Raw genomic sequence first — 12480 nt, 5'->3', positions numbered from 1 at the left:
GCCTCAGAATGAAGGTTCCTCTTCCCCGCTTCGCTGGGCGAGGAACAGGGGTCGACCATGACCACCTTCACTCCAACCACGTCGGAAGAAGTCCTGTCCACCGTCGCCTGGGCTGTGGCGGAAGAATCGCCGCTCGAAATCCTCGGCCACGGTTCCAAGCGCGGCATCGGCCGGCCGTTGCAGACCGAACACACGCTCGACCTGTCGAGGCTCTCTGGCGTCACGCTCTACGAACCGGCCGAACTGGTGCTGTCGGCCAAATCAGGCACGTCGCTGGCCGACATCGAGAAGCTGCTGGCGGAAAACGGCCAGCAACTCGCCTTCGAACCGATGGACTACGGCCCGCTGCTCGGCGGCGAGCCGGGAAAAGGCACGATCGGCGGCGTGCTCGCCGCGAACCTCTCCGGCCCGCGCCGGTTGAAGGCGGGTGCTGCGCGCGACCATATCCTCGGCATCAATGTGGTGTCCGGGCGTGGCGAGGCCTTCAAGTCCGGCGGCCGCGTGGTCAAGAACGTCACCGGCTATGACATGTCCAAGCTGATGGCCAACAGCTGGGGCACGCTGGCCGTGCTCACCGACGTCACCTTCAAGGTGTTGCCCGCCGCCGAGACCGAAGTCACGCTTGCCATCCGTGGCCTGCTCGACGACGCGGCTGCCGCCGCCATGGCCATGGCGCTCGGTTCGAGTGCTGAAGTGTCGAGTGCCGCCCATCTGCCGGAGCGGATCGCCGCGCGCGTCGCCGGCGGCAGTCTCGGCAACGATGCCGCCACGCTGCTGCGTGTCGAGGGCTTCGGCCCGTCGGTCGCCTATCGCATCGCCGCGCTGAAAACGCTGCTCGGCAAGGCCGGGCCGCTGGAGGAGATTGCCGGCGAAGCCTCGCGGCTGATCTGGCGCGATGTGCGCGATTGCAGGCCCTTCGCCGACAACAGCGAGAAACCGGTCTGGCGCGTTTCGATGACGCCGGGAGAGGGCCACCAGATGGTCCTGACGCTGCGCATGCAGGCCGCCGTCAGCGCCTTCTATGACTGGCAGGGCGGGCTTGTGTGGCTGCGCATGGAAGAGGGCGACCCGGAAGCCGCTCTGCTGCGCGGGCTGTTGAGGAAACATGGCGGCGGCCATGCGACGCTGGTGCGCGCGGCACCCTCGCATCGCGCCGCCTTGCCCGTGTTCGAGCCGCAGCCGCCCGCACTGGCAGCACTCAGCGAGCGCCTGAAGCAGGAATTCGACCCCAAGAACATCCTCAATCCCGGTCGAATGGCTTAGGATCCAACGCGATGCAGACCAATTTTTCGCTTGCTCAACTTGCCGATCCGCATGTCGCGGAGTCGGAAAAGATCCTGCGCAAATGCGTGCATTGCGGCTTCTGCACCGCGACGTGCCCGACCTATGTGACACTGGGCAACGAGCTCGATTCACCGCGCGGGCGCATCTACCTGATCAAGGACATGCTGGAGAACGGCCGTCCGGCCGACAAGGAGATCGTCACCCATATCGATCGGTGCCTGTCGTGCCTCGCCTGCATGACCACCTGCCCGTCGGGCGTCAATTACATGCATCTGGTCGACCATGCCCGCGCCCATATCCAGGGGACCTACAAGCGGCCGTTGCTCGACCGCCTGACCCGCACCATGCTGGCCTTCGTGCTGCCCTATCCCCAGCGTTTTCGCGTCGCGCTGAAACTGGCGAAGCTGGGCAAGCCGCTCATCGGCCTGTTCGAAAAAGTCCCGGCACTGAAACCGCTCAGCGCAATGCTCAAACTCGCGCCGGCATCGATCCCCACAGCCTCACCGATGGCTTCACCTGGCATCCATGCCGGGCAGGGGGCGAAAAAGGGCCGCGTCGCCATCCTCACCGGCTGCGCGCAATCGGTGCTCGATCCCGCCATCAACGACACGACGATTTCGCTGCTGACACGGCTCGGCGTCGAGGTCGTGGTACCGCCGGGCGAGGGCTGTTGCGGCGCCCTGGTTCACCATATGGGGCGGGAGCAAGCCGCGCTTGCCTCAGCCAGACAAAATGTCGACGCCTGGACACGCGCCATCGAACAGGGTGGGCTCGATGCCATCGTCATCACCGCGTCCGGCTGCGGCACGACGATCAAGGACTATGGCTTCATGCTGCGGCTGGATCCGGCCTATGCCGACAAGGCCGCGCGTGTCTCGGCGCTGGCCAAAGACATTACTGAGTACTTGGCTGGCCTCGATCTGCCCGAACCGGTGCGCAAGCCGGGCACGGTGGTCGCCTATCACTCGGCCTGTTCGATGCAGCACGGCCAGAAGATCACCCGCCAGCCAAAGGAGCTGCTGGCAAAGGCCGGTTTCATCGTGCGCGAGCCGCGCGAAGGTCATCTGTGCTGCGGCTCCGCCGGCACCTACAACATCCTGCAGTCCGAGATTTCGGCCAAGCTGCGCGATCGCAAGGTGAAAAACATCGAGGCGACGGGTGCGTCGATCGTTGCCACCGGCAACATCGGCTGCATCACGCAGATCGCCTCGGCCGCGAAGATGCCGGTGGTGCACACGATAAAACTGCTCGACTGGGCCTATGGCGGGCCAAAGCCGGAAGGTGTTCTGGAAGAGAGCCTGATCGCCGCGGAATAGGGTGCCGCCCCGGCGCTACTCCGCCGCGAGCCTGTCCGCTGTGCCGTAGGTCGCCTCATAAAGCGCGCGCTGGCGACTGAGTGCCACCATGGTGTTACGGAGCAGGATCGCCACCGTGATCGGCCCAACGCCGCCCGGTACCGGCGTGATCCAGGAGGCGACCTCGCGCACGCTTTCGGTGTCGACGTCGCCGACGATGCGGCTGGAGCCGTCAGGGCCGATTTCGGAATTGATGCCGATGTCGATGACGGCAGCGCCTGGCTTGACCATGTCGGCCTTGATCAGCCTTGGCTTGCCGACGGCAACGAACAGCGCGTCGGCGCGCCGCGCATGCGCGGCAACCGATCGCGTCATGTGGTGGCAGACCGTGACTGTCGCGCCTTCGCTCATCAGCAGGAAGGCGATCGGCTTGCCGACGATTTCCGAATGGCCGACGATTACGACTTCCAGCCCCTTGAGGTCGAGGCCGGTCTCCTTCAGCAGCTCGACCGACGCGGCCGCCGTGCAAGGCGCGAGGTCGAGTTGGTTGTAGACGATGTTGCCGATCGAAGCCGGGTGCATGCCTTCGACATCCTTGAGCGGATGCACCGCCGCCTGCAGCGTCCTGATCGGGATATGCACTGGGACCGGTCGCTGGATGATGATGCCGGTGACGCGCGGATCGGCGTTCAGGCCGTGAATTGCCGCTTCCAGTTCTCCGGCGGTTATGGCGGCGGGAAAGCGCCGTTCCTCGAAATCGATACCGGCGAGTTGTGCCTTGGCGCGCTGGTTGCGCACATAGACATCCACCGCAGCGGTGTCGCCGACGGTGATCGAGATCAGCTTGGGCGGAAATCCCTCGGCTTTGGCAATCGCGGCGTCCTCACGGACGGCGGCGATGATGCGCTGGGCAACCGGGCCGCCCTTGAGATAGCGGCTGTCTTCGGACAGGGACATGGTGGACTCTTTTATGGAACGTTGCCGCCGACATAGCAAAAGAACATCGACAAGGGCAGCATGAAAGCGAACCGTCATGCCTCCTGCGCGACGTGTCGCTCTGACATTGTGTCGCTAACCGTCAGGCTCCGATCAAAACGGAAAGGGCAGCGCGGTTTCCCGTGCTGCCCTTCCTGACTGGCCGCATCCCCATACGGCCCGTCCCCCGTTATCACAGACTGGCCTCGAAAAGCGGACTGCTTTGCCGGCCAAGTGATTCGCAAGAACTATCATATCACCTCGACCGTGGTTCCGACATTGACCCGTTCATAGAGGTCGACGACGTCCTCGTTGCGCATGCGGATGCAGCCCGATGACACCGCGCCGCCGATCGTCCACGGCTGGTTGGTGCCGTGGATGCGGTACTCTGTCGTGCCGAGATAGAGCGCGCGGGCGCCGAGCGGGTTCTCCATGCCGCCGGCCAGATAGGTCGGCAAATAGCGACCCTTGGCGGCTTCGCGCTTGATCATCTCCGCCGGCGGGCGCCAGTCCGGCCACTCACGCTTGTTGGTGATCTTGTGCGTGCCCGACCACTCGAAGCCTGGCTTGCCGGTGCCGACGCCGTAGCGCCGTGCCTTGCCGTTCTTCTCGACCAGGAAGAGGAAATTCTGGGTGGTGTCGATAACGATCGTGCCCGGCTTTTGCGCGCCGTCATAGGCAACTTCCTGCGGCAGGTAGATCGGGTTGATCTGCGGGCGCATGACCATGCGCTTGGCCGGCGGCTGCACCGCTGCCGTCTGGACCTGGTCGGGCTGCGCCTGGCGCAGGCGCGGCTGCTGTTGCTGCACGACCTGGCGATTCTGCCGGACGATGCCGGGCGCATGGCCAAGCTGCAGCACCCAGGGTGCGGAAAGGTCGGGACTGACCATCACCGGCGGCCTATCGGCATAGCGGTCGCCGGCGGTTGAGGGTGTGACGCCGGCGGCAAACACAGCCACGGCGCCGAGCACGGGAAACAGAACTGTCTTCATCGGAACGCACCTTGATCGTCTGATACAAACGGGTGGAAACGTCCTCCCGGTTCGGCGATCATTGGCGCGCAAGCAGCAACCGAAGCATGAATCGGAATGCGTAAAATGCGCAAGTGTCAGTAAACCTTTTGGTGTGGTTACCGCCGGGTTCAGGAATCTGGTAAAGCCGCAGTAAATGCAGCGCAAAAGCGCATTAACGAACGGATTTTGGCTTATGGACAAGGAAAACACCGGCCTGCTCGCCGGTCCCGATGGTGTCGCGCGCTGCTTCTGGCACGGCAATCTGCCGGACTATCTGCACTACCACGACCATGAATGGGGCCGGCCTGTCGCCGATGACCGCAGGCTGTTCGAAAAGATCTGCCTCGAAGGCTTTCAGTCGGGCCTGTCGTGGCTGACCATCCTGCGCAAGCGGGAGAATTTTCGCGAAGCCTTTGCCAATTTCGAATTCGACAAGGTCGCGGCCTTTACCGACAAGGATGTCGAACGCCTGCTCGGCAATGCCGGCATCATCCGCCATCGGGGCAAGATCGTCTCGACCATCAACAACGCCAAGCGCGCCCGCGAAATGGCCGATGAGTTCGGCTCGCTGGCCGCCTGGTTCTGGAAGTTCGAACCCGGCAAGGACGAGCGGCCGGTGATCGTCGACCTCGCCCATCTGCGCGCCAACCCGACCACGGCGGTCTCGGTGCGGATTTCGAAGGAGTTGAAGAAGCGCGGTTGGAGCTTCGTGGGCCCCACCACGGTCTACGCCTTCATGCAGGCGATGGGTCTGGTCAACGACCACCTCGAGGGCTGCGTCTGCCGCAAAGAGGTCGAGAAAGAGCGGAGGGCCTTCAAAAGGCCGAAGTAGCCCCTCTGCTTCCGGTGAAGCGGGTAATTCAGGTCCCGTTGGCGCTGGCCAGCATCAGGCCGGCGACGATGGCCACCACCGTGGCCACGGTCGGATAGATCACCAGCAGGCCGGTCATCAACGCGTCGCGCATGGACGGACCCCTGCCGGTGTCGGCGGGTATTTCGAACGGGCCGGCAGCCTGGCTGACCATTTTCGGGGCGTGGATGTCGGCCGGGCGCAAGCGTGCTGGCAATTCGCCTGCATCGCCGTCGATGGCATGGAATCTTGCTGTACTGGTCATCGCCGCGAACCCCTCATTTCGGCGCGTTTATCTCTCGCGATTGTGTCGGCACGATGCCGCGCTCATGGCGGGATTGTTTCATTTTCGGTGCGGTTTTGTTTCAGAGGTGGTTGAAACGAAGGCGAGTGCTCGTGCCCATCTTGCCGAGAGAGCGGAGATGGGTGCGCCTCGGCGGCCTTGCCGCACAAAGCCGCTTCGGCTAGGACACGCGCACTCGAAACAAGTCCGCATTTATCCAACAAAAAGACCCCAGCTCATGGCCGACAAATCGGAAAAGACGAAAGCGCGGCTGCCGCGCGGTTTTGCCGACCGCAGCGCTGAAGACATCCGCGCCGTCGAGAAGATGATGGCGACGATCCGCTCGGTCTATGAGCTTTACGGTTTCGAACCGGCCGACCAGCCGCTCATCGAATACACCGATGCGCTCGGAAAATTCCTGCCCGACCAGGACCGGCCGAACGAAGGCGTGTTCTCCTTCCAGGACGACGACGACCAATGGCTGTCGCTGCGCTATGATTTGACCGCGCCGACGGCGCGCTTTGTCGCCGAGAACTATGAGCGGCTGCCCAAACCCTATCGCAGCTACCGCTCCGGCTGGGTGTTCCGCAACGAGAAGCCCGGTCCGGGCCGCTTCCGCCAGTTCATGCAGTTCGATGCCGACACGATCGGCACGCCGGGCGTGGCCGCCGACGCCGAAATGGCCATGATGATGGCCGACGTCATGGAAGCGCTCGGTATCAAGCGCGGCGACTACGTCATCCGCGTCAACAACCGTAAGGTGCTCGACGGCGTGCTGGAAGCGATCGGCCTCGGCGGCGAGGAGAATGCCGGCCGCCGGCTGACGGTGCTGCGGGCAATCGACAAGCTCGACAAGCTCGGGCCGGAAGGTGTGAAGCTTTTGCTCGGCCCGGGGCGCTGGGATGGCGGCAAGGAAGGCGAGGGCGACTTCGCCAAGGGCGCCGGGTTGAACAACGGGCAAGCCGAGGCGGTTCTTCTCGCGACAGCGAGGACTATACAGGCCGGCCAGGATTCCATGGTCAATTCGAACGCGACCTACCAGGAAGGCGTTGGAGAACTCGCGACGATTGAAGCCCTGGTCCGGGCGGCAGGATATGGCGAGGATCGTATTGCCATGGACCGCTCCGTCGTGCGTGGCCTCGAATATTACACCGGCCCGGTCTTCGAGGCCGAACTGCTGGCCGAGATCCCCAACGAGGACGGCCAGATTGTCCGCTTCGGCTCGGTCGGTGGCGGCGGCCGCTATGACGGACTGGTCTCGCGCTTTCGCGGCGAACCGGTGCCGGCGACCGGCTTTTCCATCGGCGTTAGCAGGCTGATGACGGCGCTGAAGAACCTCGGCAAGCTCGACGCCTCGGATGTGATCGCGCCGGTCGTGGTGCTGGTGATGGACAAGGATACCGACAGCCTCGGCCGCTACCAGAAGATGGTGTCGGAACTGCGCGCCGCCGGCATCCGTTCCGAAATGTATCTCGGCGGCGCGGGCATGAAGGCGCAGCTCAAATATGCCGACCGGCGTGGTTGTCCGGTCGCTGTCATCCAGGGCGGCGATGAGCGCGCCAAGGGCGAGCTGCAGATCAAGGACCTGATCGAAGGCGCCCGCATGTCCGCCGAGATCACCGACAATGCCGAATGGCGCGCCGCGCGTCCGGCGCAGGTGACGGTGGCGGAGGGCGAGCTGGTCGCAGAGGTGAGGAAGATCCTGGCGGCGCAGGCCGAGGAACGGTCTAAGTGACGAGCGCTGCCCTCTCTTGTCCTTCTCCCCTTTTGGGAGAAGGTGGCCGAGCGAAGCTCGGTCGGATGAGGGGTGTTCCAGGGAATGCCAACGTCTCATTCCGTCACCCACCCCTCATCCGTCTTGGCGCCGCGCGCCAATCCACCTTCTCCCACAAGGGGAGAAGGGAAGGTGGCGCCTCATGACCTCCCGCTACCCCGCCATATCAACCGACATCACCAACCTCTTCGCCACACGCAACACGCATGCGGTCGAGGTTGCCATATTGCAGCCGGCCGACCCCTTCCTCGACATGGCCGGCGAGGATCTGCGCCGCCGCATCTTCCTGACCGAAAGCGAGACCGGGCAGACATTGTGCCTGCGGCCGGAATTCACCATTCCGGTCTGCCTTGATCACATAAGTTCGCAGGCCGGCACGCCGCGCCGTTATTCCTATCTCGGCGAGGTGTTTCGCCAGCGCCGCGAGGGCGGCAATGAGTTCTTCCAGGCCGGTATTGAGGATCTCGGCGACCGCGATACGGCTGAAGCCGATGCCCGCTCGCTGGCCGACGCGCACGCGCTGCTGTCGCTGGTGCTGCCTGGTCAGGCACTGGCGATCACGCTCGGCGACCAGACCATTTTCGAGGCGGTGCTGGCCGCCCTTGGCCTGCCGCGCGGCTGGCGCATGCGCCTTGCCCGCGCCTTCGGCTCGGCGCCGATGCTTGAGGCGGCGCTCGCTGACCTCGCCAACCCGCCGCGCAACAGCCAGCTCTCCGGCCCGGTTGCCGCTCTTGTCCTCGATGGTGATCTGGACGGTCTTTCCACCCACATCGCCAGCGGCATGGAAGAGGCAGGCCTGTCGGCCTCCGCCGGGCGTTCGCCATCCGACATTGCCCGGCGGCTGATCGAGAAAGCCGAATTGCGCAGCGTGCGGCTGTCGAACGAGGCTTTTTCGGCGCTGAAGAGTTTTCTGGCAATCGACGTTCCGCTTGATGGCGCGGCCCAGGCACTGGCGACCTTCGCCAACGGCGCCGGGCTGTCGCTCGATACCGCGCTGGAAAAGTTCGCTGCCCGTGCCAAGGCGATCGACGCGCATGGCTTGCCGGCCGAAAAAATCCGTTACGACGCCGCCTTCGGCCGCCCGCTCGATTACTACACCGGTCTGGTTTTCGAAATCGCGGCCGACAATGGCGACCGGCCGCTGGCCGGTGGCGGCCGCTATGACCGGCTGCTGACCTTGCTCGGCGCGAAAACGCCGATCCCCGGCGTTGGCTTTTCCGTCTGGCTCGACCGTATCGAGGCATTGCGGGAGATGGCGCCATGATCACGCTGGCGGTTCCGTCGAAAGGCCGGCTGAAGGAACAGGCGCTGGAAGTGCTGGCCAAGGCCGGGTTAGCCGTCAGCCTGCCCGGCGACGAGCGCAAGTACCACGCCCGCGTCGAGGGCCTGGACAATGTCGAAATGGTGTTCCTGTCGGCTTCCGAGATTGCTGGCGAGATCGGCCAGGGCGCCGTCGATCTCGGCATCACCGGCGAGGACCTGGTGCGTGAAAACCTCGCCGACTGGGAGACGCGCGCCGAAATCGTCGCTCGTCTCGGCTTTGGCAATGCCGATGTCGTGGTGGCCGTGCCGGACATCTGGCTCGACGTCGAGAACATGGCCGATCTCGACGACGTCGCCGCCGATTTTCGCCAGCGTCATGGCCGTCGGCTGCGCATTGCCACCAAATACTGGCGATTGACCCAGCAATTCTTCTCGCAAAAACACGGCATCCAGGTCTACCGCATCGTCGAGAGCTTAGGTGCCACCGAAGGGGCGCCGGCGGCCGGGCTGGCCGATGTCATCGTCGACATCACCACGTCAGGCTCGACGCTGCGCGCCAATCATCTCAAGGTGCTGGGCGATGGCCTGGTCCTACGCTCGCAGGCCTGTCTCGTGGCGTCGCGCAAGACACGTGTGGCGGCCGATGAAGCGGTCTTGCGCGATATTTCCGCCAGGATGGCATCCCGGGCCGCCTAGACCCCAGTACCATCGGCGGGATTTCCTCCATCCCGGCAGGCTGATAGGCTCGGCCAGTCCCGGGAGGAGAGAGCGATGCCAGTCAATCTCGACGAGCTGAAGAACGCCACCAATTTGCGCGGACGCGGAGCGCGCAATGGCGGCACCTTCGTGGCACCCGTCGACGGCAAGGCGCATGTCTCGGGCGAGCGCGGCGTGCCGCTGCTCAACAAGACAATTCCCGCGCTGTTTTCCGACACAGCCAGCAAATATGCCACGCAAGACGCCGCCGTCTTCGTCGACCAGGACAAGCGCTTCACCTGGAGCGAACTGTCGGACACGGTCGATGCGCTGGCCGCCGGCTTCCTGGCACTTAGCTTGGAGAAAGGGGATCGCGTCGGCATCTGGTCGCCCAACCGCTGGGAATGGCTGGTGACGCAATTCGCCACCGCCCGCATCGGCCTGATCCTGGTCAACATCAATCCGGCCTACCGGCTGACCGAACTCGAATACGCCTTGAACAAGGTCGGCTGCAAGGCGCTGGTCACGGCGGCCAAATTCAAGACCTCGGATTATCTCGGCATGATCGAGACGCTGGCGCCTGAGATCGCGAAGGCCACGCCGGGCAAGCTCAAGGCGCAAAAACTGCCGGCGCTGAAGATCGTCATCCGCATGGGCGACGAGAACTCGCCCGGCATGTTCAATTTCGGCGACGTGCTGGCCATGGCCGGCCGCGACGAGCATGACAGCCTCGACCGCATCTCGGAGGGGCTGAAGCCCGGCGACGCCATCAACATCCAGTTCACGTCAGGCACGACAGGGGCGCCCAAGGGCGCGACGCTGACCCACAACAACATCGTCAACAACGGCAATTTCGTCACCTCGGCGATCAAGCTGACCGTCGACGACCGGCTCTGCATCCCGGTGCCGCTCTATCACTGCTTTGGCATGTCGATGGGCACGATGGGCTGCGTGTCGAAAGGCGCCACCATGGTATTCCCAGGCGAGGGGTTCGACCCCGGCGCTACGCTGAAGGCGGTGGCTCAGGAACGCTGCACCGGGCTCTATGGCGTGCCGACCATGTTCGTGGCGCTCCTCGATCACCCGGATTTCCATTCCTTCGATCTCTCCAGCCTGCGCACCGGCATCATGGCCGGCTCACCCTGTCCGATCGAGGTGATGAAGAAGGTGGTGTCGCTGATGCATATGGAAGAAGTGACCATCGCCTATGGCATGACCGAGACCAGCCCGGTCTCATTCCAGAGCGGCGTCGACGACCCGCTGGAAAAGCGCGTCTCGACCGTCGGCCGCATCCACCCTCATGTCGAGGTCAAGGCGGTCGACGCCGATGGCGCCACCGTCGCCGTCGGCGCGCCGGGCGAGCTTTGCACGCGCGGCTATTCGGTGATGAAGGGCTATTGGGACGACGAGGAGAAGACCCGCGAGGCGATCGATACCGACGGCTGGATGCACACCGGCGACCTCGCCACCATCGATGCCGAGGGCTATTGCAACATTGTCGGCCGGGTCAAGGACATGGTCATCCGCGGCGGCGAGAACGTCTATCCGCGCGAAGTCGAGGAATTCCTCTACCGCCATCCCAAGGTCAGAGAGGTGCAGGTGTTCGGCATTCCCGACGCCAAATATGGCGAGGAGCTCTGCGCCTGGATCGTGCTCAAGCCCGGCCAGATCGCCACCGAGCAGGAGATCAGGAATTTCTGCGCCGGCCAGATAGCCCACTATAAGATCCCCCGCCACATCCGCTTCCGCAGTGAATTGCCGATGACGGTGACCGGCAAGCCGCAGAAGTTCCTGATGCGCAATGCGATGGTCGAGGAACTGGGATTGGTGGCGCAGAAGACGGCGTGAACGGATGAACGCTTCGATCTGTCGGTGCGCGAATGCAGCCACGGTTCGCAGAAGCGCGCAGGGGCTTGCATGAGCGGTTTCGGACGATCGGTGACTTCTTATGCGATGCCGCTGGCCGCCTTGGTGATGGCTGTCGCCGTCAGAGCCAGCGGGCTGTCTGTAGACGTAGGTTCGCCGAGCACCAGGATCCTTGTCGGTGCGCTGTCGTGTGCGATCATGTTCGTCACCATTTTCGTCGTGCTCGACCACGCCGAGGCGGTAGCTCGGCGGGTAGGGGAGCCGTACGGAACGCTGGTGCTGACGTTTGCCGTCACGGCGATCGAAGTGTCGATCATTGTTTCCATGATGCTGCATGGAGAGAACAACCCGACGCTGGCACGGGAGTCCGTCTTCTCGACGGTGATGATCGCATCCACCGGCGTTGTCGGCATGTGTCTCGCGCTTGGCGGCTGGCGTCATCGCAAGCAGGCCATCGTGCGGCAAGGGACCAGTGCCTATCTGGCGGTTCTGATCGCGCTGACCGTCATGACGCTCATTCTGCCGACCTACACCCAGACCACGGATCCCGGCACGTTTTCGGCAGCCCAACTTGGTTTCGTCAGCGTCCTTTCAGTACTGCTCTATGCAAGCTTCGTGTTCGCACAGACCGTCCGACACCGGGAAGACTTTATCCAGGGACAACCACACGGCGTTTCGGTGCGCGCTGCCCCTCACGAGAACGTCTCTGCCAGCGCTCTGTTGCTGATGGTCGGCCTGATCGGAATTGTCATGCTCGCCGAGCAGGTCGCGGCAAGCGTCGAAGATACGCTCGTTGCCTACCAGGTGACCCAGGCTGACAGCATTGTGGGGGCAATGATCGCGGGGCTGGTGTTGATGCCGGAGGCCATTTCGGCGGTGCGCGCTTCACTCAACAACGAGCTGCAGCGCGGCTTGAATGTCGCGATGGGTTCGGCTTGCGCCACGATCGGCCTGACCATACCGGGAGTCGCAGCCGCCAGCCTGCTGACGGGGAGAGGACTGACCCTGGGGCTGCCGGCTGCTGATGCGGTCCTTTTGGTCTTGGCGCTTTTCATATGCAATGTAAGCTTCAGTACTGAAAGAACGACGTTCTTGACCGGAATGGTCCATCTTGTAGTATTTTTTACTTATGTATTTCTGATATTTATACCATGAGAGCTTTGGTGCAAGCGAAGCGCCAA

11 protein-coding genes are annotated in these 12480 nt (G+C 63.7%); 8 read left to right on the top strand and 3 right to left on the bottom strand.

Annotated features, from left to right (window positions below; translation table 11 throughout):
- The first annotated feature begins 57 nt into the window (after positions 1-57).
- Together glcE and glcF are read left to right on the top strand one after the other, a co-directional pair.
- The gene (glcE, locus tag C8D77_RS27265; RefSeq protein WP_109670001.1) at positions 58-1263 is read left to right on the top strand and encodes a glycolate oxidase subunit GlcE; all 1206 of its coding nucleotides are present in this window, start codon (positions 58-60) and stop codon (positions 1261-1263) included.
- Positions 1264-1274: 11 nt separating this feature from the next.
- A complete protein-coding gene (glcF, locus tag C8D77_RS27260; RefSeq protein ID WP_109669999.1) occupies positions 1275-2600 on the top strand; it encodes a glycolate oxidase subunit GlcF in 1326 nt (441 codons plus the stop codon).
- A gap of 15 nt (positions 2601-2615) precedes the next feature.
- Here glcF and C8D77_RS27255 read toward each other — a convergent pair whose 3' ends face one another.
- Both C8D77_RS27255 and C8D77_RS27250 read right to left on the bottom strand, forming a co-directional pair.
- Positions 2616-3536: a bifunctional 5,10-methylenetetrahydrofolate dehydrogenase/5,10-methenyltetrahydrofolate cyclohydrolase gene (locus C8D77_RS27255; RefSeq protein ID WP_109669996.1), complete on the bottom strand. Its 921-nt coding sequence runs from the start codon at positions 3534-3536 to the stop codon at positions 2616-2618.
- A 269-nt stretch (positions 3537-3805) separates the two neighbouring features.
- Positions 3806-4546, bottom strand: a complete 741-nt coding sequence (locus tag C8D77_RS27250) for a L,D-transpeptidase (protein ID WP_109669994.1) — start codon at positions 4544-4546, stop codon at positions 3806-3808.
- A gap of 214 nt (positions 4547-4760) precedes the next feature.
- On the opposite strand from C8D77_RS27250, the gene C8D77_RS27245 reads away from it, so the two are divergent.
- Positions 4761-5399, top strand: coding sequence for a DNA-3-methyladenine glycosylase I (locus tag C8D77_RS27245; protein WP_109669992.1), 639 nt, complete (start codon positions 4761-4763; stop codon positions 5397-5399).
- A gap of 28 nt (positions 5400-5427) precedes the next feature.
- Here C8D77_RS27245 and C8D77_RS27240 read toward each other — a convergent pair whose 3' ends face one another.
- Positions 5428-5682, bottom strand: coding sequence for a hypothetical protein (locus C8D77_RS27240; protein ID WP_109669990.1), 255 nt, complete (start codon positions 5680-5682; stop codon positions 5428-5430).
- 256 nt (positions 5683-5938) lie between these two features.
- On the opposite strand from C8D77_RS27240, the gene hisS reads away from it, so the two are divergent.
- The 5 genes from hisS (at position 5939) to C8D77_RS27215 (ending at position 12454) form a co-directional block, all read left to right on the top strand.
- Positions 5939-7435 carry a histidine--tRNA ligase gene (gene hisS / locus C8D77_RS27235; protein WP_109669988.1) on the top strand — a complete coding sequence of 499 codons (1497 nt, stop codon included), beginning with the start codon at positions 5939-5941 and terminating at the stop codon, positions 7433-7435.
- A 181-nt stretch (positions 7436-7616) separates the two neighbouring features.
- Entirely contained in the window at positions 7617-8738 is a 1122-nt protein-coding gene (locus C8D77_RS27230) for an ATP phosphoribosyltransferase regulatory subunit (RefSeq protein WP_109669986.1), read from the top strand.
- Positions 8735-9433 carry an ATP phosphoribosyltransferase gene (gene hisG, locus C8D77_RS27225; protein WP_109669984.1) on the top strand — a complete coding sequence of 233 codons (699 nt, stop codon included), beginning with the start codon at positions 8735-8737 and terminating at the stop codon, positions 9431-9433. Before C8D77_RS27230 ends, hisG begins: the two co-directional genes overlap by 4 nt.
- 75 nt (positions 9434-9508) lie before the next feature.
- Positions 9509-11281, top strand: a complete 1773-nt coding sequence (locus tag C8D77_RS27220; RefSeq protein ID WP_109669982.1) for an AMP-binding protein — start codon at positions 9509-9511, stop codon at positions 11279-11281.
- Positions 11282-11350: 69 nt separating this feature from the next.
- Positions 11351-12454, top strand: a complete 1104-nt coding sequence (locus tag C8D77_RS27215; protein ID WP_109669980.1) for a calcium:cation antiporter — start codon at positions 11351-11353, stop codon at positions 12452-12454.
- Positions 12455-12480: the final 26 nt, after the last annotated feature.

Origin of the sequence: Mesorhizobium loti (assembly GCF_003148495.1) — a bacterium.
Classification (GTDB): Bacteria; Pseudomonadota; Alphaproteobacteria; order Rhizobiales; family Rhizobiaceae; genus Mesorhizobium; species Mesorhizobium loti.
Note: the sequence above shows the minus strand (reverse complement) of the source record. Positions and strands in the feature narration are given on the sequence as shown.